Raw genomic sequence first — 23,995 nt, 5'->3', positions numbered from 1 at the left:
CGTACGGGCACAGTGCGTACGAGCAGCGCGTACGCGGGCAGCGCCGTAGAGGGACGGCCCCCACCGCCCACGGCGATCACCGCCCTTCCGCGCTCTCTCCCCGTTCAGCTCTGCTGCTCGAATCCCGCCAGCAGCCCGCGCGGGTCGAAGGTCACCCGGATCCGGGCGATCTTCCCGTTCTCCACGTGCATCCAGTTCGCGGTCGGCGCCGGCGGCGCGATGCCGGTGCACAGGTCGAACCAGGTGATCACCTCGTCACCTTCCGCCACCCGCACCTTTACGTCGATCTTCTCCAGCACCTGTCCGAGTCCCTTCAGCCCGGCCAGCACCTCCTCCACCCCCGACGCCGTTCCCAGCGCCCCGGCGAAGTCGACATCCTCGGCCAGCAACCCCCGCAGGGCCGCGAAGTCGCCCGCCTCCCAGGCGGTGAAGTAGGTCTCGGCCAGCTCTCGGGCGGTCTTCGTCGTCATGTCTCCACCTTCCCGGCCGCCGTACCCATCTGTCCAACAGATGAATACGATGCCAGCTATCATCTCTGAATATGGAGATGCGCCAGCTCCGCTACTTCGCCGCCGTCGTGGACGAGGGCACGTTCACCGCCGCCGCCCGGCGCCTGCACGTCAGCCAGTCCGGTATCAGTACTCAAGTGGCCAAGATGGAGCACGAGTTGGGCCAGCGGCTCCTCGACCGCTCCGGCCGTCAGGTCCGCCTCACCCCTGCCGGTGAGGCCGTCCTCCCTCTCGCGAAGAACGCCCTCGCCACCCTCGACGCCATCCGGCACACCGCCGCCGAGTTCGCCGAAGCCGTCCGTGGCCGGGTCCGGCTCGGCATGATCACGGGCTGCTCGATCCCGCCCTTCCTCGACACCGTCGCCGACCTCGGCCGTACCCACCCCGGGATCGAACTCAGCCTGCACGAGGGCCACTCCGACGACCTCCAGTCCCAGGTTCTCTCCGGTTCCCTCGACCTGGCCCTGATCGGCTACGCGGGCACGGTCGCCCCGGATCTGGAGGCGAGCGTCGTCATCGACGAGCCGATCGCCGCCGTGGTCCCGGCCGGGCACCCCCTCGACCGGGCGGAACTGCGACTGGCCGACCTCCGGGGCGAGAAGATCCTCTGCCTCTCCCGGGGCACCGGCATCCGCGCCGCCTACGAGTACTCCTGCCGGCGGCTCGGCCTCGACCCGCGTGTGGACCTCGACGCCGGTTCCCCGGTCGCCCTGCTCCGCCTCGCCGAGCGCGGCGCGGGCGTCGCCGTCCTCAGCGCCTCCTCCGTGCAGGGCTCCGGCCTGCGAGCCGTCCCGCTCACCGACGCCGCCGCACACGCCCGGCTCGGCCTCGTCGCCCGCCGCGACCAGCACTCCCCGGCCGTACGGCTCCTGCGAACCAAGCTCCTCGCGGCGCTGCGAGCCGTCTGACGGCGCGTACCCCGTACGGCGGAGACCTCGGCGTACGGCGGAGACCGCGGCGGTGAACCAAGGGTGTGATCCGGCGGTTCAGCACGGGCGGGGGCCGTCTCAGCGGGCGGCGGCGAGCGCGAGGGACGCCACGGCCAGGGCCAGGTAGGCGCCGGGGAAGGCGATGTTGTGGAAGACCCGGGCGCGGATGTGTGTGGCCACGGCACCCACGTAGAAGAGCACGAGGCCCGTCGCCGCGGCGAGGCCGAGGAGCCGGAAACCCGCGAGACCGGCCAGGAGGCCGACCGCCCCGGCGGCCTTGAGCGTGGCGAGCCACGGGAGCCGGGTCCGCGGGACGTTCACCTCGGCGGAGTTGGCGAGGACGAACTCGGCCTTCGCGAAGTCCGCGGCGGCGATGCCGGCGTTGGCCGCGACGGTCACGGCGGTGACGATCACATAGGCGGTGAACATGGGGCTCCTCCGTACGGGACGGGTCGTGCGGGGCGGCGGTCCGCTTGTCACGACCCCTGGTCACCCAGACTCGTCGGAGTCCCTGTTTGCGTCCAATACCAGCTTCTATAACCTGATGGAATGGATGTGGACAGTCGGCTTCTGCGCTCCTTCGTGGCCGTGGCGCAGGAGGGGAGCCTGACCGGGGCCGCGGAGCGGCTGTTCGTCTCCCAGCCGGCTCTGACCAAGCAGATCCGGCAGTTGGAGAGCCGGCTGGGGGTGACCCTGTTCGAACGGTCCCGGGCCGGCATGGCGCTCACGGCGGCGGGCCGGACCCTGGCGGCGCGGGCCCCCGGACTGCTGGCCGAGTGGGACGCGGCGCTGCGGGAGACGAGGAGTGCGGCGGGCCGGGCCGGGCGGGTGCTGCGCGTCGGTTTTCTGGCCAGTGCCGCCAACGAGATGACCCCGCGCATCGTCGCGGAGTTCACCCGCCGCCGGCCGGGCTGGCGGGTCGAAATGCGGCAGGCGGCCTGGTCGGACCCGACGGCCGGTCTCGCCGCCGGGGACGTCGACGCCGCCCTGCTGCGGCTGCCCTTCCCCGGCCAGGAGGACCTGCGGGTGGAGACCCTGCTCACCGAGCCCCGCTGGGTCGCGCTGCCCTCGGCACACCCGCTGGCCGCGAGCGACGTGATCCCCTTCCGGGAACTGTGGGACGAGCCGTTCGTGGCGGCCCCGGAGGAGACCGGCCGGTGGCGGACGTACTGGCTCGCCGCCGATGAGCGCGAGGGTCACCCGGTCCGTATCGGAGCCGTCGCCGACCAGCCCGACGACTGGCTCAGCGCGATCGCCAACGGTTACGGCATCGCCCTCGCCGTGGCCTCCTCCGCCCGCTTCCACGCCCGGCCCGGTATCACCTACCGCCCCGTCAGCGGCGTCAGCCCCAGCCGGCTCGCGGTGGCGTGGGCCCCCGCCGACGACGACAACCCGGTCGTCCAGGACTTCGTCCGCTGCTGCCGGGACAGCCGATTCGACCCGGACCCCGACGCCTGACCACCGGGCGCCGCCACCTCGGCCGGGAGCCGGCGGTTGCCGAACCGGGCCCGCGGTGGCTCCACAGCGGCGGGATGCTGCCGGAGGGCCCTCCGCGGACGGGCCCGCAGAGGCTCCGTGCCCGTCTCGGTACGGCCCCAGGTCCCAGCCCCAAGCCCCGAGGACCCGAGCCCCGAGCCGTGTGGCGCCCGGGTTGCCCGGCGGTCTCCGTACGGCCTCACGCCGACGCGGTAGCGGTGGGTACGGCGCGGGCGTTCAGGGCGCTCGGGCGGTGCGGACGAGCGGTGTACGGCGAGGGCGTCCGGGACGGCCGGGCGCACCGGGGCCACGGCGATGTCCGGCCGGTCCGACGGGGGACGGACGCATCACCGCGGCCGGACGCGGGCCGGGGCGGATTCCTCTTCGTCGTCCCGGTCGTCGTCCGGGAGGTGGATGTCGTTGACGGAGACGTTCACTTCGATCACCTCCAGGCCGGTGATCCGTTCCACCGCGTTGATCACGTTCTCGCGCACGTCGGCGGCGACCTCGTGTATGGGAAGGCCGTACTCGGTGACGAGGTCGAGATCGAGCGCCGCCTGCTTCTCGCCGACTTCCGCCTTCACGCCCTGGCCCGCCGCCGTCCCGGTGCCGGGGACCCTCTCGCGTACGGCGGCGAGGGAGCGGGAGAGTCCGCCGCCCATGGCGTGGACCCCGGGCACCTCGCGTGCCGCCATGCCCGCGACCTTGACCACGACGACTTCCGCGATGGTCGTGGTGCCGCGCGAGGCGGCGGATCCGGACGTGCTCGCCCCGGTGCGAGCGGACTTGGGGGTACTGGCGGAGGCATTGGTCGGTGTGGTCGTCCGTTGCTGCGTCTGCATGGGTCGTCTCCTCTTCGTTCGTCACCGGGTGCGACTTTTTGCCACCTGGTTCCTGCCACCCGGTTCCTTCCACCCGGAACAACGCTGTGGCACGGGGTCCTCAGGGTTCCTTCCGATACGCCCCCAAAGGTGTGTCACCGGTCGGTTACCGCCTGGCACGGATACCGGCGGGAGAGCGGGGGTGCGGACGGTCCGGGCTCACCAGTAGTGCCGACGGCCGCCGACCGCGTGACCGAGCGCCCCGAGGACCCAGAGGACGGCGCCGATCCCGGCAAGGATGATCCCGATGATCCACAGGGCGCCGATGCCCGCGATCAGGCCGATGATCAGCAGAATGAGGCCCAGGATGATCATGACGCCTCCGATCACGGAGTAACCCCCTGGTAGTACGCGTCCCCGGCTCACCGTCCATGAAACACACGAGGCGCAAGTGCCGGCCGGGAATCGGGTTCCCCGGGGTCCGGGGTGGCTCATGGGGCGGCGCCGTCCGGGGCGGGGCGGTGGTCGGCGGAACGCGCCTTCGGTGTGCTGCCCGCCGTACTACCGGCCTCCGAACGGGTGCGGACGCCGTGCCGGGCGGCGCGGAGGGCGCGTGGCGGTCGCGGGGTCGGGTACCCGTGGTCCGTGGGGCGCCTGCCGGTGCGCCACCGGTGCGGCCGAGCGGAGGCGAGAGGGATGGGCCATGGCGGGAATGTGATCGAGGAGCTGACAGCGGACCACCGCGAGTTGGAGCAGTTGTTCGCGCGGATCGAGCTGGTGCCGGTGGGGGACCGGGAGCGGCGGGAGCTGGCGGACGAACTGACGGTGGAGCTGGTGCGGCACTCGGTCACCGAGGAGCGGTACCTCTACCCCGCGGTCCGCGAGCACATCGACGGCGGGGACGCGCCGGCGGACAAGGGCCTGGAGGAACACGCGATGGTGGAGGAGCTTCTCAAGGAGCTGGAGCACCGGCCCGCGGACGATCCGCTCTTCGACGATCTGGTGGCCAAACTGAGGCTGGAGGTGGGCGCCCATGTGCGGGACGAGGAGGAGCGGCTGTTCCCCCGGCTGGCCGCCGCGACGACTCCGCAGGCGCTGGACGACCTCGGGGACGAGATCCGCGAGGCGAAGAAGACCACGCCGGCCCGGCCTCGTCCCTCCGACCCGGACACCCCTCCCTAAGGGCTGGAGTACCGGCTGATCCATCCGCTCCCCAGGCGTCCCGCACCACTCGTCGAGGCGGTCGTACACACGCTGCTCGACCACGCCGGCGAGGCGCTGGAGGACCACGGCGATCCGCCCCGCGCCCGGGAGATCCGCCCCTCGCCCCGGAGGGGGGCGCCGCCCTCTTCGCCACCGGAAGCGGGGCCCGCGCGCAGCGCGAACTGCTGGAGAGCACGGGCGATATGCGCGCCGTGGTCCGCGAGTGCGTCCGCAGGACGGTCCAGAGTGGCGACGGCCCATGAGGCGCGGGTTCGGCGGGGCCGGCAGGTCCGTACGGCCCGCCGTGTGCACGGATCGTCAATAACTGTGCAGGGACAGTCAAGGACACCCGGACCCCGGGCCGTCACAGTCGAACGGTCCACCCATGCGCCGCACATGAGAGGAAGCAGATGCGTCTGCGACGAGTCCTGGCCCTTTCAGCAGCTGCCCTGGCCACGGTAGCGATGAGCGCCTCGGTCAGTTCGGCGGCTCCGCCCGACCGCGGGTCGGCGGATTTCGTGATCGGCTGGCTGTCCCTGAAATCCCCGATCGGGGGATACGGGGCGGCCGAGGCGTACTCCCTCTCGGACACCACCGGGTACTTACAGGCCTGTGACCGGGGCCCCTCCGACTCCTACGGTGCCGTCGCGATTCTCCAGTGGGGGACGTACAGCCAGCAGGTGGAGGATCCCAACGGCGCCGGCACCGCGTGTGCCGCCCAGCCGGTGCTTCTTCCTCCCGTCGGCAGCAACGTCGACGTCACGATCCTGGCGTGTCTGAGGTATCCCGGCGGGAACCTGGAGTACTGCGACAGCACCTACACCGTCCGCTGACCCACCAGGGCCGCACGGCCGGCCTCGCCCCCTCCACAGCCGTGCGGCCCTCACGGGGGAACGCCCCCTGCCTCTCGCCCCGCCGAGGGGAGGCAGGGGGCACCCGTATGAGGGGGCCCCGCCCGGCGTGGGCCGGGAGCCGTAAGCCGGGGGCCCGGAGCCGGCAGCCGGCAGCCGGGAGCCGTCGAACGCGGCCGGCCCGGGGCCGCAGACGCTCCGGGGCCGGCCGCCGGTCACTGCGCTAGTGACGGCCCGAGATCCGGTCCGCCAGCCGGGCGATCCGGTCCGTCGTCGTCGTACGGCCCGACGACTCGCGGCGGTCCGCGCCCCGGTAGGCCGCGTACATCGCCTGGACACCCAGCCAGCGCAGGGGTTCGGGCTCCCACTTGCGGACCTTGTGGTTCACCCAGGGCAGGGTGGTGAGATCGGTGGGGCCCGACCGGCCGGAGTCCTGCTGGACCAGATCACGCAGGGTGCGGGCCGCCAGATTGGTCGTGGTGACGCCCGAGCCGACGTAACCGCCCGCCCAGCCCAGGCCGGTGGAGCGGTCCAGGGTCACCGTGGCGCACCAGTCCCGGGGCACGCCGAGGACGCCCGACCACGCGTGGTCGACACGGGCGCGCGCCGCCGCGGGGAAGAACCGGACGAGGATGTCCCGCAGGGCCTCCACCGTGGCGGGCTGGGTGCCGCCGTCGCTGTCCGTACGGGAGCCGAAGCGGTACGGGACGCCCCGGCCGCCGATGGCGATCCGGTCGTCCGCCGTGCGCTGCGCGTACACATAGGCGTGGGCCATGTCCCCGAGGGTCTCCCGCCCGTCCCAGCCGATGGCCTCCCACACCGACGGCGGCAGCGGCTCGGTGGCGATCATCGAGGAGTTCATCGGCAGCCAGGCCCGGCGCTCGCCCTTGACCGTCGCCGTGAAGCCCTCGGTGCAGCGCAGGATGTAGGGGGCGCGGACCGTGCCGTAGGGGGTGACCGCGTGCTTCGGCCGGATCTCGGTGACCGGGGTCGACTCGTGGACGGTGACGCCGAGCGCCTCGACGGCCGCCGCGAGGCCCTTCACCAGTTTCACCGGCTGGAGCCGGGCGCCGTGCGGGGTCCAGCTCGCGGCGATGGCTCCGGCCACCCGGATCCGCTCCGCCGTCTCGCGGGCGCCGAGCAGCAGGCGGTCCGTCTCGCCGAACGCGACCTCGGCGGCGTGGAACGCCTTGAGGCGCTCCAGCTGCGCCGGGGTGCGGGCGACTTCGAGCACCCCGCCCCGGTGGATGTCGGCGTCGATGTTCTCCTCGTCGGCGACCCGGATGACCTCGCCGACGGCGTCGTTCATCGCCTGCTGAAGGCGTACGGCGGAGTCGCGGCCGTGGAGCCCGGCATAGCGGTCGCGCCCGGCGATGCCGTTGTAGAGCCAGCCGCCGTTGCGCCCGGAGGCGCCGTATCCGCAGAACTTCGCCTCCAGGACCGTGATGTTCAGGAACGGGGCGGCCTTCTTCAGGTAGTACGCCGTCCACAGTCCGGTGTATCCGCCGCCGACGACGCAGACGTCCGCGGTGGAGTCACCGGGGAGCGGTTCGCGGGGCTCGGGGAACCCGTCCTGCGCGTACCAGAACGAAATGCCGCCGTTGACGGTGCTCGCCGTGCTGCTCATAGGGTTCCTGCTCATTCCCTGCTCATTTCCCGGGACATCCCCAAATATCTCGGTGCATATCGGGCCATCCCCTGGTTATTGCCCCGCATCGGGCCGTTCCGTAAGCGGAACCGCGGGTGTACGACTGTAAGCACGGCGGAGGGGCCATGAGAACAACGGAATTCGTTGATTTGAGGGTCGTAGGATCGACGGCATGATCGAGGTTCCGGAGGCACTGGCCGCGCAGCTCCGGTACGGGGGAGAGGGCGCCCGTGCCTTTCTCGACGCGCTGCCCGGGCGCGCCGAGGAGTTTCTGGAGCGCTGGGAGCTGGCCCCCACCGGGCCCGCCATGCACGGTATGTGCGCGCTCGTCCTGCCGGTCCGGCGCTCGGACGGCACGCGATCCGTGCTCAAACTCCAGAGCCTGGACGAGGAGACCGCGGGCGAGGCGGAGGCGCTGCGGGCCTGGGACGGGGACGGTGCCGCCCGTCTCCTGGACCATGATCCCGCGACCGGCACGCTGCTGCTGGAACGGCTCGGACCACGCCATCTGTCGGCGGTGGAGGACTCCCGGGAGGCCGTACGGATCCTGGCGGAGCTGCTGGCCCGGCTGACGGCACGGCCCGCGCCCGGCGGGCTGCGGCACCTCGCCCACCTCGCCTCCGCGATGCTCGACAGGGTCCCCGGCGCGCTGGAGCCCCCGGGCGCCGGGTCCGGCACGGCGGCGGTGGCGGTGGCCGACGCGGACGAGCGCCGCCTGCTGAGGGACTGCGCCGCCGCCGTACGGGAAGTGGCGGGGGAGCCCGGCGACCGGCTGCTGCACTGGGATCTGCACTACGACAACATCCTGGCCGCCGGGCGCGAGCCCTGGCTCGCCATCGACCCCAAGCCGCTCGCCGGCGACCCCGGCTTCGAGCTGCTGCCCGCTCTCGTCAACCGCTTCGACCCGGCCGAGACCCTGTGGCGGTTCGACCTGCTGACCGCGACGCTCGGGCTGGACCGGGAGCGGGCACGGGCCTGGACGCTCGGACGGGTGCTCCAGAACGGGCTGTGGGGCCTCGACGACGGTGAACCGCGCCTGCCACGGGACCAGGTGTCCATTGCCCGGGCGCTGCTGGGCCGGGGCCAGCGCCCCTTGACCGACCGCGCGGCCGGTACCGCTCCCGCCGGGCGGGCGGGGCGGTAGCCGCGACCGTGCGGCCGGTACGGGCGAGGGGTGGGCCGGCCGGTAGCGGCGACCGTGCGGCCGGTACCGCTGATGAGCAGGGGCCGGTACGGGCGATGGGCGGACCGGTGTCGGTGCCGGTGACGGGCGGGCCGGATCAGGGCACCAGCACGACCTTGCCCATCGTGGCGCGGGTTTCCAGCGCCTGGTGGGCGCGGGACGCCTCGGCCAGGGGGAAGCGCTGGACCTGCGGGCGGAGCCGGCCGGCGGCGGCCTCGGCGAGCGCGCGCTCCTCCAGTACCCGGATGTCCCCGCCCACCGGCTGGAACATCGGACCGAGGACGTTCAGCGAGGTGATGCCCCGGTCGGCCTGCTCCGCGTCGGTGAAGGTCAGGGGGGAACCGCCGCCCGGGCCCTGCCGGGCCCAGCCGTAGACGAGGTGCTGTCCGCCCTTGCCGAGCAGATCCACCGCCGCGAGCCCGGTCGACCCGCCGACGGAGTCGAACACCACGGTCGCGGCCCGGTCGCCGAGATGGGCCCGGACCTGGTCGGGCCAGTCGGGCCGGGTGTAGTCCACGGCGAGATCGGCGCCCTCCGCACGGACCCGGGAGACCTTCGCCGGACCGCCCGCGAGACCGATGACGGTGGCGCCCGCGTTCTTGGCGTACTGCGTGAGCAGGGTCCCGATACCGCCCGCCGCGGCCGTGACGACCGCGATGGAGCCGGGCCCCAGGTCCGCGAACTGGAGGATGCCCATCGTCGTACGCCCGGTGCCGATCATGGCGACCGCCTCGGCCTCGTCGAAACCGGGCGGGATCTCATGGAGTCTTGTGGTGTCGGTGACGGCGAGTTCCGCGTAACCGCCGGGTACGAACCCGAGGTGGGCGACGACTCTCTTGCCGAGCCACTGCGGATCGGCGCCCTCGCCGAGCCCGTCCACCGTGCCCGCGACCTCGCGTCCGGGGATCGTGGGCAGCTCGGGACCGCCGGCAGGGGAGCCGGCGGCCCCCTGGCGCATGACCGTGTCGATGAGATGGACACCGGCCGCCGCGACGGCGATGCGCACCTGACCGGGGCCGGGAACCGGGTCCTCGACGGTCTCGTACGAGAGGTTCTCGGCGGGGCCGTGGGCGTGGAGGCGGATGGCGTGCATGGGGTGGCTCCTGGGGTGTCCGGTGGTGTCTGCGGCAGTCTTCCTTGACACCCTGCAACCTCAAGTGGGCTTGAGGTCAACTGGACTGGGATCGAACGGTCCAAGGCCGGGCGGTACGAATCCAAGCGGTACGAGGCCAAGCGGTACGAGACCCAGCAGTCCAGGGCCGAGCGGTCCCGAGGCCACCGCCGGTGACTCGCCCGGTGCCCGCCCGCTGCCCGCCCGGTGCGCGCGCCTCCCGGTCAGGTCCGGGGGAAACGGGCCTGGAGGTCCCAGACCACGGGGTTGCGCGCGAGTCCTTCGTGCATGTCGGAGAGGTCCGCGATCAGATCGTGCAGAAAGTCGCGCGCCTCCCGGCGCAGCTCGGTGTGGCTGAAGGTGAGCGGGGGCTCGTCCCCGGCCGTCCAGTCCGCCTCCACGTCCACCCAGCCGAACCGCCGCTCGAACAGCATCCGGTCGGCGGACTCCGTGAAGTCCAGCTCGGCGTGCTGCGGGCGGGACGCGCGGCTGCCGAGGGGGTCCTGGTCGAGCCGTTCGGCGATGTCGCACAGGGCCCAGGCGAAGTCGAGGACCGGCACCCATCCCCAGGCTGTGGACAGCTCCCGGTCCGCCTCGGTGTCGGCGAGATACACGTCCCCGCAGAACAGGTCGTGCCGCAGCGACCGGACGTCCGCGCGCCGGTAGTCGGTCTGCGGGGGATCGGGGAAGCGACGGGAGAGGGAGTAGCCGATGTCGAGCACGGGCCGATGGTGTCACGCCCCCGCGAGCCGGGGCGCGGCCGTCCCCCGGTCCGTGCGCACGCGCGTACTTTCCGGGCGGGAGCCGGAGAATCCGGCTCCTGTGGACAGCGCGCACAGGAACAGGGGTTCGCCATGCGCCGGAAGAACAACCCGGGGAACACCCGGAAGAACAGCCCGGGGAACACCTCGCAGAAGGTTCCGCGGGAGATCCCGAAGGACTTCGCGATCGCGGGGAACGGCCGCGGTATCCGCGGTATCCGCCGGGCCGTCCGTTCCCGGGGCGCACGCCTGCGGACCGGCGGGGCCGCAATCGGAATCGCCCTCGCCCTCGCGGGAACACAGGCGGGCGCCGCACCCGGAACCGCGGCACCCGGAACCGCCGCCCCGGCGAATTCCGGTTCGGTGAATGCGGGATCGGCGAAATCGGGATGGGTGAATCCCGGGCCGGTGCATTCCGTGCCGGCACCGTCCCGGCCCGCGCACGCGGTACCGGCGGCCACCGCCCCCGCGCCCCTGCTCAAAGGGGGTTCGAACTACTTCGTCTACCACCTCGAAGGCTGCCACCGTGAGCCGTACGGCGTCGTCAACAGCTATGACCGGGCCCCCGAACTGATCCGGGCCCAGCTGCGCCAGATGGCCGACGCCGGCCAGAAACGGCTGCGGATTCCCCTGTACCACCACCGGGGGCCCGATTCCGGCACGGTGATGGATTCCACGGGCGGACGGCTCTCCGACGGAAACACCGCGAATCTGGTCCATCTGCTGAACGCCGTCGCCGAGAACGGGTTCGAGGAAGTGGAGCTGGTCTTCATCCCCCTGGACGCCAACGACCCGATGCGATGGACCGCCGTCGACGAAGGCCTGTACGCCGAAAACCTCTCCGTCATCCGTCAGGTGCGGGAGCTGGTCGTCCGATCGGGTGTCCCGTACGTCCTCGATCTGGTCAATGAGGGTGCGCCCCCGCCGGAGCCGAAATACCGGGCCCTCCTTGAGTACGACAAGCGCCTGTGGGCCGACTACACCCGCTCCTACGGCACCGCCGACACCGTCGGGTTCTCGCTGACGGTCTGGTCGGCGGGGCGCGTGCCGCAGCTGCCGGAGGTGTACGGGGACCGCCCGCCGGCGGTCCTCGAAGTTCATCTGTACGGAAAGCCGCACGACGGGGACGAGTACCGGCAGTTCATGGACACGGACGCGGCCATGGACCGCATCGGCTACCGGCAGCCGTGGATCATCGGGGAGGTCTACTACAACGACCCCGAGGCCGCCGCCGGGATCCGGAGGGCGATGCAGGACGCGGACCGGCCGGTGCGTCATCTGACGCAGTGGCAGCTGTCCCGGGGCGCGGAGTGCGACGCGGATGTCGCGCCGGCGTCGGCGTACGACGCGTATGCGAAGCAGGGTTTCTGACCCTTCGGGCGCGCCCGGGCGCTGCGGCGGGGCGCCCGCGCCCGCGTGGAGCCCGGGCGCCCGGAACCGCCGGGCCCGGCCCCGGGGGACGGGGCTGTGGCTCCCGGCGGCCCGGGGTGGCTGGCCGGGCCCGCACCCGCGAACCCGCCCCCGTGAACAGATGCGGCCCGGCGCCCGCGGGCGCGGGGAACGGCCCGGAGCCCGGCCCGTACGGAACGGCTCGGGCGCCCGGGTGTGACCGCCCGGATCCCGTGCGCGGGGAACGGCCCGGCCCCCGGCCGTAACCGAGCGGCCCGGCCCCCGCCGTGGAGAGCGGTCCGCGCCTGCGTCACCGCCGTACGGAACCGGCCCGGCGCCGCGAGCCACGCGGAACGGCCGGCACACCGCCCGGAACGGCCCGCCCCGGCCGTACGGGACGCCCGGCACCCGCGTGCGGGCTGGACACCCCGCCGTACGGAATCGGCCCGCCCTGTGCGCGCCGTTCCTACGGGACCGCCCGGTACCGGGCGCCGGGAACGGGCCGGGCGCCGTGGTGGGACCCCGGCCCGGCCGGTCAGTCGCATGAGCGGCGGAAAGCCTGGCCCGGGAAGTGCTCGGGCCAGTCCCGCTCGGTGAGTCCCGGACCGTCCAGTGCGCAGATCCGGCGCGCCACCTCCCCGGCGTCGTTGCTCCAGAGCCGGACGGTGGAGTCCATGCCGGCGGTCGCCAGCGTCCGTCCGTCGGGGCTGAACTCGGCCCCCTGGACCGATCCCGTGTGCCCGGTGAGGGTGGTGAGGAGAGCGGGGCGACGGGGGTCCCCGATGTCCCAGAGCTGGACCGTACGGTCGTCGCTGGTGGTTGCCAGCGTACGGCCGTCCGGCGCGAAGACGGCCTCCCGGGACGCCTCCCGGTGGCCGACGAGGATCGCGGCGAGCCGCCCCGGGGCGCGCAGGTCCCACAACCGGGTCCTGCGGTCGTCGTCCGTCGTCGCCAGCAGCCGTCCGTCCGGGGAGAACGCGGCACGGTTGACCTGGTTGGGATGGCCCAGCGTGGCGCGCAGCACCGGCCGCCGCCGGTCGGTCAGATCCCACAGCCGGGCCTTGTAGTCCCCGCCCGTGGTGGCGAGGTACCGGCCGTCCGCGCTGAGGGCGAGGCCGTTGATCCGGTCGGTGTGCCGGGTGAGGGTGGCCAGGCGTACGGGCTTCGCCGGGTTGCCGATGTCCCACAGCCGGGCCGTCCGGTCCTCACCCCCCGTCACCAGCAGCCGCCCGTCGGGGCTGATGACCGCCGCGTGGACGAGATCCGTGTGCCGGGTGAGGGTGGCGAGGCGCCCGGGCTTCGCCGGGTCGCGGATGTCCCACAGCCGGGCGGTCCGGTCGTCGCCCGCCGTCACCAGCAGCCGCCCGTCACGGCTCACGTCCACCGCGTTGATCAGACCCTTGTGCCCGCGCAGCACACCGACCGGGCTGCCGAACGGACCGTGCGCGGGAGTCTTTCCGGCCCCGGGAGCGGGGGCGCTCCACAGCCGGGCCGTCCCGTCCGTGCCCGCCGTCACCAGCAGGCCGCCCCGGCGGGCCCACCGCAGGGCCGTGAGCCCGCCCGGCGGGCCGAGCAGCACCGGCGGCGGAAGGTGCCACAGCAGCAGCCGCCCCTCGTCGTCGCCGGTCGCGAGGGTGCCGCCACCGGGGGAGTACGCCACCGAACGCACCGGATTCGGCTGCGGAAGCGTCACCACATGGCGTCCGGAGGGCACCTCCCACAGCCGTGCCGTCTGATCGTCCCCGCCGCTGGCGAGCTGACGCCCGTCCGCGCGGAACACCACGCTGTTGACGAGCCCCGTGTGCCCGGTCAGCTCCCGCGACGTGCCGGGGCGCCCGGCCCCGTCCACGGGCGTCAGCCGCACGGTCCGGTCGAAGCTCGCGCTGGCCACCAGCCGCCCGTCCGGTGAGAATGCCACCGACCGCACCTGGGCCCGGTGGTCGCGCAGGGTGGCGGCGAGCGCGGGCCGCCCCGGCCGTGTCGGATCCCACAGCCGTACGGTGTGGTCGTCGCCCGCGCTCGCGAGCGTCCGGCCGTCGGGGCTGAAGGCGAGGGCGTTCACGGGCCCGGTGTGCTTCCGGGCCGCCTGTCCGCCGGAGTAGGCGGAACGGACCGAGCGGGCAGAGTGCGCGGAGTGGGCGGCGGAGTGTGCGGGGGACCTGCCGGAGCTTTCCCGAGCGGTGCCTTTGGCGCGCGTGGGCCTGCCGGAGCCTTCCGGAGCGGTGCCCTTGGCGGCCGTGGGCCTGCCGGAGCCCCCCGTACGCTCGTCGGCGCCGCCGGAGCCGTGCGAGCCACCGGAGCCGTGCGAGCCACCGGTATGACGGGGACCACCAAAGCCGCGGGAGCTTCGGAAGCCCCCGGCACTCGGGACACTCCGGGCACTCGGGGAACCCTGCGCGCCCGCGGAGCCGGGGGAGCCGGCGGAATCGCCCGTGCCCGCCGTGTATCCGCCCGAGTCCGTTCGCTGCCACACCCGGACGGAGCCGTCCGCCCCGGCCGCCGCCAGCCGTTTGCCGTCAGGGCTGAACGCGACGGCCTCCACCTCCGCCCCCGTCCGGGCGGAGAACACCTCACGGCGTCCGTCGCGCAGATCCCGTACCCGTACCGTTCGGTCCTCCCCGCCGGTGGCGAGCAGCCGTCCCCCCGGGCCGAGCGCGATGCCCGTGCCGCCCCGGGGCTCGCGCAGGGTGGCGAGGGCGCGCGGACGGCCGGGCGTGCCCGTGCCCGTGAGCCGGACCGTGCCCTCCTCGCCCGCGCTCAGCAGCACGTCCCCGGCGAAGGCCAGCGCCCGTACCGAGTAGTGGTGGCCCGCGGCGGGTGTCGAGTAGACGCTCCCGGAGGAGGCCAGCAGCGCGCCCCGCGTCTGGGGCGTACGGACGATCCGGTACGCGGCCAGGCTCAGCCTCATCGCCTGGGACGGGTCGACCTGGCGCATCCGCTCCGCGTGGTCGACCGCGACCTGCGCGGCGGACGCGTCCCGTTCGGCCAGCGCGGCCGAGCGCTGCCGCAGCGCGAATCCGGAGGCCGTCAACGTCAGCAGCACCAGCACCGACAGGGCCGAGACCAGCTGCCACAGCCGGCGCGTACGGCGGCGCTGGGCCGCGGCCTCCGCCCGGCGGCGCGCCTCGCCCGCGTCCAGGAACCTGCGCTCCAGCGCACTGCCGTCCGCGAGCCGGCCGCTCATCCAGTCGACGGCCACCGCGAGTTGCGTCCCCCGGTACAGCAGCGCCGGATCACGGCCCGCGCTCTCCCACGCCTCCGCCGCCTCCAGCAGCCGCTGACGGCTGCGCAGCCCGGCCCGGTCGGCGTCGATCCAGCCGCGCAGCCGGGGCCAGGCGTACAACAGGGCCTCATGCGTGATCTGGACACCGTCGGCGTCCAGGGTGAGCAGCCGGGCGTCCCCGAACGCGGTCAGCACCCCGTCCGCGGCCTCGGGATCGGGCAGCAGCGACAGCAGCCGTTCGCGGCCGAGCCGGCGGCGGGTGTCCTGGTCGCCGTCCCCGACCCGCACCAGCCGGAGCAGCGCCCGCCGGGCGGCGGCCCGCCCGGCGTCGTCCAGCCGCTCGTACACCCGCTCGGCGCTGGCGCCGACCGCGCCCTTGATCCCGCCGGTGAGCTGGTACGCGGCGACCGTCATCCGGTCGTTCTCCCGCTGCTGCCAGGTCGCGAGCAGGGCGTGCGCCATGAGCGGGAGCGCGCCGACGCCGGGGCAGGGCGCGTGGTCGTCCTGGACGCCCGTGTCGCGCAGCAGTACCTCGACCAGCCCGGGTTCCAGCTCCAGGCCCGTACGGCGGGCGGGGCCGGCGATGGCCTCGCGCAGTTCGTCACGGGTCATCGGGCCGAGGGGGAGCTGGCTGTCCCGGAGGGCGGCCACCAGTTCGGGATGGCCGAGACAGCGCCCGTAGAAGTCGGCGCGGACACCGAGGACGACGAGGACGGCCGGACCGCCGGAGGGGGCGGGGGCGGCGAGGGAGCACAGGGCGCGGATGAAGGCACGGCGTTCGCCCTCGTCGGGGCAGAGGGTGAAGATCTCCTCGAACTGGTCGGCGACGACGAGGAGTCCGGGAGTCCGGCCGCCGGGCTGGTGGGGCCGGTCGGGGTGGCCCGGGTGGTAGGAGTGGCCCGGATGGTGGGGCTGGTGGGGGCGGTCGGGGTGGCCCGGATGGTCGGGCTGGTGGGGGCGGTCGGGGTGGGACGGCGGGTTCTTGCGGGGGAGGCGGTGGGTGCCGGCCGCCGGATTCCGCAGGGCCTCCAGGACCACGTCCGCGAAGGTGCCCTCCTTCAGGGCCCGTAACGCCGCGTTGGGGTCGAGTCCGCCCCGGACCGCCTCCGCCGTGCCCTGGGCGAGCGCGCGCAGGGGGCGGGCTGTGGGGGTGAGGGACAGTACGGGCCAGTCCCGGGAGCCCGGCACGGGCAGGGCGCCACGGGCGAGCGCCGGTACGAGTCCGGCGTGCAGGAGCGAGGACTTGCCGGCTCCGGAGGGGCCGACGACGACGATCGGGCCGGGGTGGCGGGGGAGTCCGGCCCGGCGGCCGTTGGCGGGGCCCGTGCGCTCCGGACCGTAACGGGTGCCGGGTCCGTGCGGGTGCCCTGGCCCGGTCCCGTGCTCGCTCCCCGTGCCGTCATGGTCCCTGGGCCATGGGCCGGCGGGGGCGTCGGGCCTTGCGCCGGAAGGGCCGTCCGCATGGCCGTCCGTACGGCCGGGCCGAGGGGCGCCCCCATGGCCATCCGCAGGGCTGTCTCCAGGGCTGTCCGGCCGGCCGCCGGGCCGTCGGTCGGTGAGCCGTTCGGTCAGGCGGGCGATCAGTTCGGCGGTGGCCCGCTCACGGCCGAAGAACCAGGCGGCCTCCTCGGACCGGAACGCGGCAAGCCCGGGATACGGGCAGAGCCCCTCGGCCTCGCCCTCGCGCCCCGGGGCCAGTTCCAGCAGCAGGCCGTCCGCCTCCAGCGCCTCGTCACAGCTGCCGGCGAGGCCGTGGGTGGGGGGCTTCTGCCCGTTCTCCACCTTGCTGAGGTAGCCCCGGCTGTAGTGGGCGTGCCGGGCGAGATCGGCGAGCGACATCCCGCGCTCGTTGCGGAGCCGGCGCAACCGGGCGCCGAAACTCTCCCCCGGCTGGGAAACCCCCTGTTCGGCCACTGTTTCCCGTTTCCCGTCGCGCATGGCGACAGTCACCTCCTTGGCTGTCCGGCTCCCCGGCCGAAACCCTGAGCACGGCGACACTGCGTGGTCGGCACGCTACGGCGGGCCCGTCCGGCGGACGGGGCATATGCGTCCGCCGTACTCCCAGGAGTGACATCGCGGGCCCGTCGTCACCGCACGTCCGTTCCCGTCGGGCGGGCGCCGAACGCCGGGCCGCCCGGCTCACCGCCGTACTGCCGTACCGCCGTATCGGTCGTTGTACGGCACCACCGCGCCGGAACCCGCCCGGTTCACCCCGTCCGTCCGACGACACCAGGAGCACCGTCATATGCCGCCCGCCGCCCCGGACCCCGGTCCCGAGACCGAGAACCACACCTCGTACCGGGGCACCACCGCCGATCCGGGCCTCGGCCGGGCGTGCGGCGGCGGGCGGGCGTGCGGCGGCGGGCGGGCGTGCGGCCTCGGCCGGGCCGGGTACAGGGAAGGACGCGCCTGGGACCTGGGCGTCGACGCGGACGCACAGGGGGGCACACAGGGTCATCCCGCCGCCGATCTCCCCGGCCGGCCGCTCGCCACGGGCCGGTACGGCGATCCGTATGCCCTCACGAGGCGTTCCGGGATGACGCGGATGATCCGGATCGGCCGGATCCGGGAGTCGTACCGCGCGTGGGCCACCCGGTGAAGGTTCCCTACTTCGTGACGTGCGTCGTTCCCGGGCCTCTGATGTACGCAGGGGGCATTGCTCCACCGGCGGCGAATCCGAAGCACGGCACGGGTGGCACTGGCGTGCTGTCCATGCCCTCAGCGGACGACGACATCGGCGACAACATCGGCGACGACCTCAACGACGACCTCAACGACGACATCGGCGACGAGCCCGGGGCCACCATCCGCTGCCAGGGCAACGCGTCCGTCGGCGTGACGTTCCGCGACCGGTTCAGCTTCGACGCGGACTCCGCGCATTTTGCCGTCGAACTGCGGGCCCGGGTCTGACCGCTCGCGTCAACGAGGTCGTCGCCCGGGGCTGGGACGGAGATCTCACCACGTTCCTGGACGACCTCACCGCCGACTACCGGGGAGGGGACGGCGAACGGACCTGGGGGACCGACGGCCGGGACCTGGTGGTGTCAGCCGTCTTCCGCTCCGGCGGGCACGTCGGGCTGACCCGGACCCTGCGGCCGTGGACGGGGGCCGCCGGCGACCGGGGCGCATCGGTGACCACCTGGTCGGAGGCCGGTGAGCAGATGGCTTCCCCGGCGGCCGATGTCCGGCACTTCCTCGCCGGGGAGCGGGCCGGGGAACAGGCCGGTGAGCAGCGGTGACATGTGCCCGGTGGCCTGGCGAAGCGTGGACCGGTCAACAGCCGGTGGTGACCGGTCGGAGCCGGCCCGGTCGAGAGTCGCTCCGTCCGTGGTCCGGTCCGGGCCGTGGGTCGCTCCGTCCTTGGGTCGGGCCGGCCGCGAGCTGTTCGGTTACGGCAGCAGCCGACGTTCCTTCGCGACCGCCACCGCACCCGCCCTCGTATCGACGCCGAGCTTCGCGTAGATCCGGCCCAGATGGGTCTTCACCGTCGCCTCGCTGATGAACAGCGCCCGCGCGATCTCACGGTTGCCCAGCCCCCGCCCCAGCTGCCCCAGGATGTCCCGTTCGCGCTCGGTCAGGGACGGCCCGCCCGTACCGCGCATACGGTCCATGACCCGGCTCGCGACGGGCGCGGAGAGTGCCGTGCGCCCCTGCGCGGCCGCGTGGATCGCCGAGAACAGCTCCTCCGGCCGCTCCGCCTTCAGCAGATAGCCCGTCGCCCCCGCCTCGATCGCCCGGGTGATGTCCGCGTCGGTGTCGTACGTCGTCAGCACCAGGACGTGCACATCGGCCGAGGCGATCCGCCGGGTCGCCTCCACCCCGTCGATCCCGGCCCCCAGCTGGAGGTCCATCAGAACGACGTCCGGCTTCAGCTTCGCCGCCATGGCGACCGCCTCCTCACCGCTGCCCGCCTCACCGAGGACCTCGATGTCGGGTTCGCTGCCGAGGAGAGCGAGCAGCCCGGCCCGTACGACGGCGTGGTCGTCGCACAGCAGGATCCGTACGGCGGTCATACCTCCTCCAAGGGGGTCTCCAGGGGAATCGCGGCGGACAGGACCGAGCCCTCACCGGGCGCGGACTCGATCGTCAGGGTCCCGCCGAGCTGCCGCAGCCGCGCCCGCATCGCGGTGAGCCCGTGCCCCCGCAGCCCGGGCAGGGCGCCGAGCGCGGCCTCGGGCACGAACCCCCGGCCGTCGTCGGCGATGTCGAGGACCACCTGGTCGTCCAGATGGCTGAGGGTGAGCGCGGCGGCGGTCGCGTCGGAGTGCTCGCGTACGTTCGCCAGCCCGCCCTGCGCGATCCGCAGCAGCGCCGACTGGACCCGGTCGGGCAGCGGGACGGGCGTACCGTCCAGATGGAACCGCACCCGCAGGGCACCGCCCGTCTCCCGCTCGGCGAGCGCCCGCAGGGCCTCCGCGAGCCCGCCGCCCTCCGCCAGCTCGGAGGGAGCCAGATCGTGGACGAAGCGCCGGGCCTCGGCGAGACTGCGTTCGGCGATGGACTCGGCCGTACGGACATGGGCGCGCGCGGTCGCGGGCTCGCTGTCCCAGGTGCGTTTGGCGGCCTGGAGCAGCATCTGCTGGCTGGACAGGCTCTGCGCCAGGGTGTCGTGGATCTCCATGGACAGCCGCTGGCGCTCGGCGAGGGTGCCCTCACGGCGTTCGGTCGCGGCCAGCTCGCGGCGCGTACGGATCAGATCGTCGATCAGCGCCTGGAGCCGGTCCGCCTGGCGGCTCATATGGAGGAACACGGCCGTCGCGAGCGCGGCGACGGTGGGTGGCAGCAGAAACAGATTCGGGTCCACTCCGTCCCGCAGCCGCCACTCCGCGATCACGACGAGCGCGCAGAGCACGGCGACCAGGGCGACCGCGGCGCGCGTGGGCAGGGCCCGCAGCCCGGTGTAGATCAGCGGTACGGCGCACCAGGCGAAGCTGGGCGCGAGCAGCACGACGATCACCCAGCAGCCGACGACGAGCCCGAGCCGTACGCGTTCGGCCCGGCGCCCGGCCCGTTCGGTCTGCCTGGCCTGCCCGGTCTGTCTGGTCCGCTTGGTCCGCCCGGTCAGGCGGTGACCGGTGAGCTGGAACACCGCGAGGGCGATGCTCAGGGCGACGACCCAGGGGAGGCGGGGGCTGTCGGGGTGGTTGATGACATAGCGGAGGAGGGCGCCCGCGAGGAGGGCGATGAACGCGACGTTCATGAGCGCGTCGAGCCACCGGGTGTCCCGGGCCGCGCCCCGGTCGGCGCCGAGCCCGGCGTGGCGGGGGGTGTCCCGGGGCGTACCGCGGCCTTCCGTGGTCCGGCCCGCGCCCCGGTTGCCGTCCTGGACCGTGTCCGGGCTGGTGGCCCGACTGCCGTCCTGGTCCGTGCCCCGGCCACCGTCAGGGCCGGTGGCCCGGTTGCCGCCCCGGCCTGTGTTCCGGCCGCCGTCCTGGCCGGTGGCCGGGCGGGGGCCCTGGCCCGTGTTCCGGTCCCCGCTCTGGTCCGTGGGCCGGTCACCGTTCCGGCCGGTGGCCCGACCGCCGTCCCCGTCCGCTACCCGGTCGGCGCCGAGCCCGGCGTGGCGGGGGGTGTCCGGTCCGTGCTCGCTCCGGGCGAGGTCGCCCGTGACCGGGGTCTCACGGTCGGCGCCCTTGCCGGCGGAACCCACGGAACCGGCGGAACCCACGGAACCGGCGGAACCCATGGAACCGGCAGCCCCGGCGAATCCTGCGGTTCCGGTGGGGCGCCCGTCGGCGGCCCTGGCGGACCCGGCGGACCTGGCGGCCGGACCGCGGCCGGCGGTCTCCGCCGCGGCCCGGTCGTCCCGCCGCTCGCTGGGGGCGGGCGCGCGCCCTCGGTGGAACATCGTCATCTCTCCAGAGCTGGGTCTTCTTCTGCATGGTGACCCGGCGGGACCACACCCGCATCAACCGATCGGCCGACCCGGTCGTCCTCCATGATGCCTGTGCGCTACAGCCGGTACGCCGACCGATGAGGCCCGTGCCCGGCCGGAGGATCGATGGCGGAAGGACCACCCAGCACCGCACACAGGAGTCCACGATCATGAAGAAGCTGTCGACCCGCACCCGCGTCATCACCGGTGCCGTCGCTGCCGTCGCGCTGAGCGCCGGTACGTTCGGAGCCGTTTCCGCCAGCGCCTCCGCGCCCGCCGCAGAGTCGCGCACCACGGCCAAGACCGACGCCTCGAACCGCAACCTCCAGCAGACCACCCACCTGACGGTCGACGCCGCGTCCAAGGCCGCCCAGGCGACGCTGGACGCGGCGGAGCGGGCCGGCCAGCGGGTCACGGTCGCCGTGGTCGACCGCAACGGCAACACCATCGTGACCCTGCGCGGCGACGGTGCCGGCCCCCAGTCGTACGAGTCGGCCGAGAAGAAGGCGTTCACCGCGGTCTCCTGGAACGCCCCCACCTCCGAGCTGGTCAAGCGCCTGGAGAGCACCCCCAACCTCAAGGACATCCCCGGCACGCTCTTCCTCGGCGGCGGCGCGCCCGTCCAGTCGAAGGGCGCCCCGATCGCGGGCATCGGCGTCGCGGGCGCCCCGAGCGGTGCGCAGGACGAGGAGTTCGCCAAGGCGGGCGTCGCGGCGCTGGCCCGCTGACGCGGGCGTGTGGGGGCGGGTGGGGTCCTCCCGCGCCCGCCCTCTGCCGCCTGTCCCCTGTCCGCGCCGGTACGGACGGGGGGGGCAGGCGCGGCCTCCCGGACCGTGCCCGGGTGACCCGGGGAGCCCGGCGGGCCGGGTGGATCGGGTGTCTACACTGACCCGATGCTTCCGTCGGATCACCTTTCCCTGGCCCTCGGCGAGCCGCTCATGCGTCCGCTCCCGCCCGCCGTGGCCGGGCTTCTCCGGGAGCTGGATGCCCCGCCGCGCCTCGCCGCCCATCTGAGGGCCGTCCACGACGTGGCGCATCAACTTCTCGACTGGACGGACCGACACTGCCCCGGTCTCGTCGTCGACCGGGAGGCGGTTCTCTTCGGTGCGGCCACGCACGACATCGGCAAGACCGTCCATACCGCCGAACTGTCCGGCCCGGGTTCGTGCCACGAGGAAGCAGGCCGGAAGCTCCTGCTGGCCCGTGGCGTCCGCCCGGAGTGGGCACGGTTCGCCGCGACACACGCGTCCTGGACGGATCCCGGCGTCAGCGCCGAGGATCTGCTGGTCAGCCTCGCCGACAAGGTCTGGAAGAACAAGCGGGTGCCGGAACTGGAGGACCTGGTGATCGCCCGCGTCCTGGAAGCGGGCGGTGGGGAGCGGTGGGAGGCGTACCTCGCTCTCGATGACATCCTCTGTCTGATCGGGGACGGCGCGGACGAGCGGCTCGCCTTCCAGGCGTCGTTCCCCGTACGGGCCTGATCCCGGCGCTGCCCCGCACGGGGTCTTTCCCTTCCACCCGCGCCTTGTCCGTACGCCGCCGCTCCCCGCGTCAACATCCCGCGCCCGTCCCGCGTACGGCTCCGGGACCCGTGTACACACCACGATCTAGGATCAGCGCATGCACCGGCCCTCACGTCTGCGCGCCCTCGCACCGGCCGCCGCCCTGCTCCTGCTCGTGGGCTGCTCCGGCGGCAGCGGTGGTGTCCAGGGCACGCCGGGCGCCGCGGGTGTGCGTGACCCGCTGTTCCCCCGGCTCGGCAACGGCGGCTACGACGTACGGCACTACAGCCTGACCCTCGACTACGACCCGGGGACCGGCCGCCTCGCGGGGACCGCCGAGATTCTCGCCCGGGCCACCCAGGACCTCAGCGCCTTCAATCTCGACCTCCACCGGATGAGCGCCGAGGACGTCACCGTCGACGGCGAGGCCGCCGCGGCCGACCAGGCGGGCGACGAGCTGACCGTGCGCCCGGGCCGCGATCTGACCGAGGGCGCCCTCTTCCGTACCGTCGTGCGCTACTCCGGCACCCCACGGACCATCACCGACGCCGACGGCTCCGAGGAGGGCTGGCTGAAGGCACCGGGGGGCGCGCTCGCGGTGGGGGAGCCTGCCGGGTCGATGGCCTGGTTCCCCGCCAACAACCACCCGGGCGACAAGGCCACGTACGACCTCGCGATCAACGTCCCCCGGGGGCTGAAGGCGGTCTCCAACGGGGAGCTGGCGCGCGAGACCACCGACGGCCCCCGCACCACCTTCGTCTGGAGGTCGGCCGAGCCCATGGCGTCGTATCTCGCGACGCTCGCGATCGGCCCGTACCGGCTGACGTCCTCCCGTACGCCCCAGGGGCTCCCGGTCTGGACCGCCACCGACCCCGCCGCCGCGGAAACCGCGCGCGTCAGCGCCCAAGTCCCCCGGATCGTGGAGTGGGCGACCGAGCGGTTCGGCCCGTACCCCTTCTCCTCCACCGGCGCGATCGCCGTCCGCGAGGGCGTGGTCGGCTATGCCCTGGAGACCCAGAACCGGCCCGTCATCCCCGCCGGGCAGTTCGACACGACCACCCTCGTCCATGAGATCGCGCATCAGTGGTACGGAAACTCGGTGTCACCGGGGACCTGGCGGGACATGTGGCTCAACGAGGGGTTCGCGACCTACGCGCAGTGGCTCTGGGCCGAGGACTTCGAGGACACACCGGTCCGGGACAGCTACGAGGAAGCCTTCGCCGACAGCGCCAACTGGGCCTTCCCGCCCGCCGCCCCGCCCTCCGCCGCGCGGATCTCCGAGGCTCCGGTGTACGGGCGCGGCGCGATGGTGCTGCACCGGGTCCGGCTGGCCGTCGGCGACCGGGCGTTCGCCGGGCTGATGAAGGGCTGGGCGAAGCGGTACCGGCACGCCAACGCCTCCACCGCCGACTTCACCGCGTACGCCGAGAAGGTCTCCGGCAAGGACCTGGACCCGGTGTGGGAGACCTGGCTGTACGGCAAGGACAGACCGTCACGTCCCTGAGGAGACCGTG

22 protein-coding genes are annotated in these 23,995 nt (G+C 73.8%); 12 read left to right on the top strand and 10 right to left on the bottom strand.

The window, feature by feature from the left end; genetic code table 11:
* Positions 1-104 precede the first annotated feature (104 nt).
* Complete coding sequence (locus tag ACIBCM_RS25135; protein WP_399246826.1) at positions 105-470, bottom strand: nuclear transport factor 2 family protein; 366 nt, start codon at positions 468-470, stop codon at positions 105-107.
* A 71-nt stretch (positions 471-541) separates the two neighbouring features.
* On the opposite strand from ACIBCM_RS25135, the gene ACIBCM_RS25130 reads away from it, so the two are divergent.
* Complete coding sequence (locus ACIBCM_RS25130) at positions 542-1,417, top strand: LysR family transcriptional regulator (RefSeq protein ID WP_399246824.1); 876 nt, start codon at positions 542-544, stop codon at positions 1,415-1,417.
* A 99-nt stretch (positions 1,418-1,516) separates the two neighbouring features.
* Here the strand turns inward: ACIBCM_RS25130 and ACIBCM_RS25125 are convergent, their stop codons facing one another.
* Entirely contained in the window at positions 1,517-1,867 is a 351-nt protein-coding gene (locus ACIBCM_RS25125; protein WP_399246822.1) for a DoxX family protein, read from the bottom strand.
* Between the two features lie 120 nt (positions 1,868-1,987).
* Here ACIBCM_RS25125 and ACIBCM_RS25120 point away from each other — a divergent pair, with 120 nt between their 5' ends.
* On the top strand, positions 1,988-2,896 hold the full coding sequence (locus ACIBCM_RS25120; protein ID WP_399246820.1) for a LysR family transcriptional regulator: 909 nt from the start codon (positions 1,988-1,990) through the stop codon (positions 2,894-2,896).
* Positions 2,897-3,261: 365 nt separating this feature from the next.
* On the opposite strand, the gene ACIBCM_RS25115 is transcribed toward ACIBCM_RS25120, so the two are convergent.
* Both ACIBCM_RS25115 and ACIBCM_RS25110 read right to left on the bottom strand, forming a co-directional pair.
* On the bottom strand, positions 3,262-3,756 hold the full coding sequence (locus ACIBCM_RS25115) for an Asp23/Gls24 family envelope stress response protein (protein ID WP_399246818.1): 495 nt from the start codon (positions 3,754-3,756) through the stop codon (positions 3,262-3,264).
* A gap of 198 nt (positions 3,757-3,954) precedes the next feature.
* Positions 3,955-4,125 (bottom strand): hypothetical protein, encoded by a 171-nt coding sequence (locus tag ACIBCM_RS25110; RefSeq protein ID WP_399247110.1) that lies wholly within the window; start codon positions 4,123-4,125, stop codon positions 3,955-3,957.
* Between the two features lie 306 nt (positions 4,126-4,431).
* On the opposite strand from ACIBCM_RS25110, the gene ACIBCM_RS25105 reads away from it, so the two are divergent.
* Together ACIBCM_RS25105 and ACIBCM_RS25100 are read left to right on the top strand one after the other, a co-directional pair.
* Positions 4,432-4,917, top strand: coding sequence for a hemerythrin domain-containing protein (locus ACIBCM_RS25105; protein ID WP_399246816.1), 486 nt, complete (start codon positions 4,432-4,434; stop codon positions 4,915-4,917).
* Between the two features lie 431 nt (positions 4,918-5,348).
* Positions 5,349-5,771, top strand: coding sequence for a hypothetical protein (locus ACIBCM_RS25100; RefSeq protein ID WP_399246814.1), 423 nt, complete (start codon positions 5,349-5,351; stop codon positions 5,769-5,771).
* 241 nt (positions 5,772-6,012) lie between these two features.
* Here the strand turns inward: ACIBCM_RS25100 and ACIBCM_RS25095 are convergent, their stop codons facing one another.
* Positions 6,013-7,416 carry an NAD(P)/FAD-dependent oxidoreductase gene (locus ACIBCM_RS25095; protein WP_399247094.1) on the bottom strand — a complete coding sequence of 468 codons (1,404 nt, stop codon included), beginning with the start codon at positions 7,414-7,416 and terminating at the stop codon, positions 6,013-6,015.
* 193 nt (positions 7,417-7,609) lie between these two features.
* Here ACIBCM_RS25095 and ACIBCM_RS25090 point away from each other — a divergent pair, with 193 nt between their 5' ends.
* Complete coding sequence (locus ACIBCM_RS25090) at positions 7,610-8,581, top strand: aminoglycoside phosphotransferase family protein (RefSeq protein WP_399246813.1); 972 nt, start codon at positions 7,610-7,612, stop codon at positions 8,579-8,581.
* Positions 8,582-8,717: 136 nt separating this feature from the next.
* Here the strand turns inward: ACIBCM_RS25090 and ACIBCM_RS25085 are convergent, their stop codons facing one another.
* Positions 8,718-9,713, bottom strand: coding sequence for a zinc-binding dehydrogenase (locus ACIBCM_RS25085; protein WP_399246810.1), 996 nt, complete (start codon positions 9,711-9,713; stop codon positions 8,718-8,720).
* Positions 9,714-9,955: 242 nt separating this feature from the next.
* Complete coding sequence (locus ACIBCM_RS25080; protein ID WP_399246808.1) at positions 9,956-10,453, bottom strand: hypothetical protein; 498 nt, start codon at positions 10,451-10,453, stop codon at positions 9,956-9,958.
* A 132-nt stretch (positions 10,454-10,585) separates the two neighbouring features.
* On the opposite strand from ACIBCM_RS25080, the gene ACIBCM_RS25075 reads away from it, so the two are divergent.
* A complete protein-coding gene (locus ACIBCM_RS25075) occupies positions 10,586-11,863 on the top strand; it encodes a hypothetical protein (protein WP_399246806.1) in 1,278 nt (425 codons plus the stop codon).
* A gap of 553 nt (positions 11,864-12,416) precedes the next feature.
* Here ACIBCM_RS25075 and ACIBCM_RS25070 read toward each other — a convergent pair.
* Entirely contained in the window at positions 12,417-17,042 is a 4,626-nt protein-coding gene (locus ACIBCM_RS25070) for a helix-turn-helix domain-containing protein (protein ID WP_399246805.1), read from the bottom strand.
* 307 nt (positions 17,043-17,349) lie between these two features.
* Between ACIBCM_RS25070 and ACIBCM_RS25065 the strand changes: the two genes are divergently transcribed.
* The 3 genes from ACIBCM_RS25065 to ACIBCM_RS25055 all read left to right on the top strand — a co-directional run bounded on the left by ACIBCM_RS25065 (position 17,350) and on the right by ACIBCM_RS25055 (position 18,343).
* Positions 17,350-17,703 (top strand): hypothetical protein, encoded by a 354-nt coding sequence (locus tag ACIBCM_RS25065; RefSeq protein ID WP_399246803.1) that lies wholly within the window; start codon positions 17,350-17,352, stop codon positions 17,701-17,703.
* Between the two features lie 113 nt (positions 17,704-17,816).
* Positions 17,817-18,014, top strand: coding sequence for a hypothetical protein (locus tag ACIBCM_RS25060; protein ID WP_399247108.1), 198 nt, complete (start codon positions 17,817-17,819; stop codon positions 18,012-18,014).
* Positions 18,011-18,343, top strand: a complete 333-nt coding sequence (locus ACIBCM_RS25055; RefSeq protein WP_399247092.1) for a DUF6228 family protein — start codon at positions 18,011-18,013, stop codon at positions 18,341-18,343. Before ACIBCM_RS25060 ends, ACIBCM_RS25055 begins: the two co-directional genes overlap by 4 nt.
* Positions 18,344-18,493: 150 nt before the next feature.
* Here the strand turns inward: ACIBCM_RS25055 and ACIBCM_RS25050 are convergent, their stop codons facing one another.
* Both ACIBCM_RS25050 and ACIBCM_RS25045 read right to left on the bottom strand, forming a co-directional pair.
* On the bottom strand, positions 18,494-19,117 hold the full coding sequence (locus ACIBCM_RS25050) for a response regulator (protein ID WP_399246801.1): 624 nt from the start codon (positions 19,115-19,117) through the stop codon (positions 18,494-18,496).
* Positions 19,114-20,304, bottom strand: coding sequence for a sensor histidine kinase (locus ACIBCM_RS25045; protein WP_399247090.1), 1,191 nt, complete (start codon positions 20,302-20,304; stop codon positions 19,114-19,116). The genes ACIBCM_RS25050 and ACIBCM_RS25045 overlap by 4 nt, the downstream gene beginning before the upstream one ends.
* 845 nt (positions 20,305-21,149) lie before the next feature.
* Here ACIBCM_RS25045 and ACIBCM_RS25040 point away from each other — a divergent pair.
* From ACIBCM_RS25040 to ACIBCM_RS25030, 3 genes are all read left to right on the top strand, one after another.
* Positions 21,150-21,707, top strand: coding sequence for a heme-binding protein (locus ACIBCM_RS25040; RefSeq protein WP_399246799.1), 558 nt, complete (start codon positions 21,150-21,152; stop codon positions 21,705-21,707).
* Between the two features lie 165 nt (positions 21,708-21,872).
* Entirely contained in the window at positions 21,873-22,460 is a 588-nt protein-coding gene (locus ACIBCM_RS25035; protein ID WP_399246797.1) for an HD domain-containing protein, read from the top strand.
* A gap of 139 nt (positions 22,461-22,599) precedes the next feature.
* Positions 22,600-23,985 carry a M1 family metallopeptidase gene (locus ACIBCM_RS25030; protein ID WP_399246795.1) on the top strand — a complete coding sequence of 462 codons (1,386 nt, stop codon included), beginning with the start codon at positions 22,600-22,602 and terminating at the stop codon, positions 23,983-23,985.
* Positions 23,986-23,995: the final 10 nt, after the last annotated feature.

It is taken from the genome of Streptomyces sp. NPDC051018 (genome assembly GCF_044456085.1).
GTDB lineage: Bacteria > Actinomycetota > Actinomycetes > Streptomycetales > Streptomycetaceae > Streptomyces.
This window is presented reverse-complemented; position numbering and strand designations above follow the sequence as displayed.

Coding starts and splice junctions, on each gene's coding strand:
- ACIBCM_RS25135 (WP_399246826.1), bottom strand. CDS start 470: ATGACGACGAAGACCGCCCGAGAGCTGGCCGAGACCTACTTCACCGCC.
- ACIBCM_RS25130 (WP_399246824.1), top strand. CDS start 542: ATGGAGATGCGCCAGCTCCGCTACTTCGCCGCCGTCGTGGACGAGGGC.
- ACIBCM_RS25125 (WP_399246822.1), bottom strand. CDS start 1,867: ATGTTCACCGCCTATGTGATCGTCACCGCCGTGACCGTCGCGGCCAAC.
- ACIBCM_RS25120 (WP_399246820.1), top strand. CDS start 1,988: ATGGATGTGGACAGTCGGCTTCTGCGCTCCTTCGTGGCCGTGGCGCAG.
- ACIBCM_RS25115 (WP_399246818.1), bottom strand. CDS start 3,756: ATGCAGACGCAGCAACGGACGACCACACCGACCAATGCCTCCGCCAGT.
- ACIBCM_RS25105 (WP_399246816.1), top strand. CDS start 4,432: ATGGGCCATGGCGGGAATGTGATCGAGGAGCTGACAGCGGACCACCGC.
- ACIBCM_RS25100 (WP_399246814.1), top strand. CDS start 5,349: ATGCGTCTGCGACGAGTCCTGGCCCTTTCAGCAGCTGCCCTGGCCACG.
- ACIBCM_RS25095 (WP_399247094.1), bottom strand. CDS start 7,416: ATGAGCAGCACGGCGAGCACCGTCAACGGCGGCATTTCGTTCTGGTAC.
- ACIBCM_RS25090 (WP_399246813.1), top strand. CDS start 7,610: ATGATCGAGGTTCCGGAGGCACTGGCCGCGCAGCTCCGGTACGGGGGA.
- ACIBCM_RS25085 (WP_399246810.1), bottom strand. CDS start 9,713: ATGCACGCCATCCGCCTCCACGCCCACGGCCCCGCCGAGAACCTCTCG.
- ACIBCM_RS25075 (WP_399246806.1), top strand. CDS start 10,586: ATGCGCCGGAAGAACAACCCGGGGAACACCCGGAAGAACAGCCCGGGG.
- ACIBCM_RS25070 (WP_399246805.1), bottom strand. CDS start 17,042: ATGCGCGACGGGAAACGGGAAACAGTGGCCGAACAGGGGGTTTCCCAG.
- ACIBCM_RS25065 (WP_399246803.1), top strand. CDS start 17,350: ATGCCGCCCGCCGCCCCGGACCCCGGTCCCGAGACCGAGAACCACACC.
- ACIBCM_RS25060 (WP_399247108.1), top strand. CDS start 17,817: ATGCCCTCAGCGGACGACGACATCGGCGACAACATCGGCGACGACCTC.
- ACIBCM_RS25050 (WP_399246801.1), bottom strand. CDS start 19,117: ATGACCGCCGTACGGATCCTGCTGTGCGACGACCACGCCGTCGTACGG.
- ACIBCM_RS25045 (WP_399247090.1), bottom strand. CDS start 20,304: ATGAACGTCGCGTTCATCGCCCTCCTCGCGGGCGCCCTCCTCCGCTAT.
- ACIBCM_RS25040 (WP_399246799.1), top strand. CDS start 21,150: ATGAAGAAGCTGTCGACCCGCACCCGCGTCATCACCGGTGCCGTCGCT.
- ACIBCM_RS25035 (WP_399246797.1), top strand. CDS start 21,873: ATGCTTCCGTCGGATCACCTTTCCCTGGCCCTCGGCGAGCCGCTCATG.
- ACIBCM_RS25030 (WP_399246795.1), top strand. CDS start 22,600: ATGCACCGGCCCTCACGTCTGCGCGCCCTCGCACCGGCCGCCGCCCTG.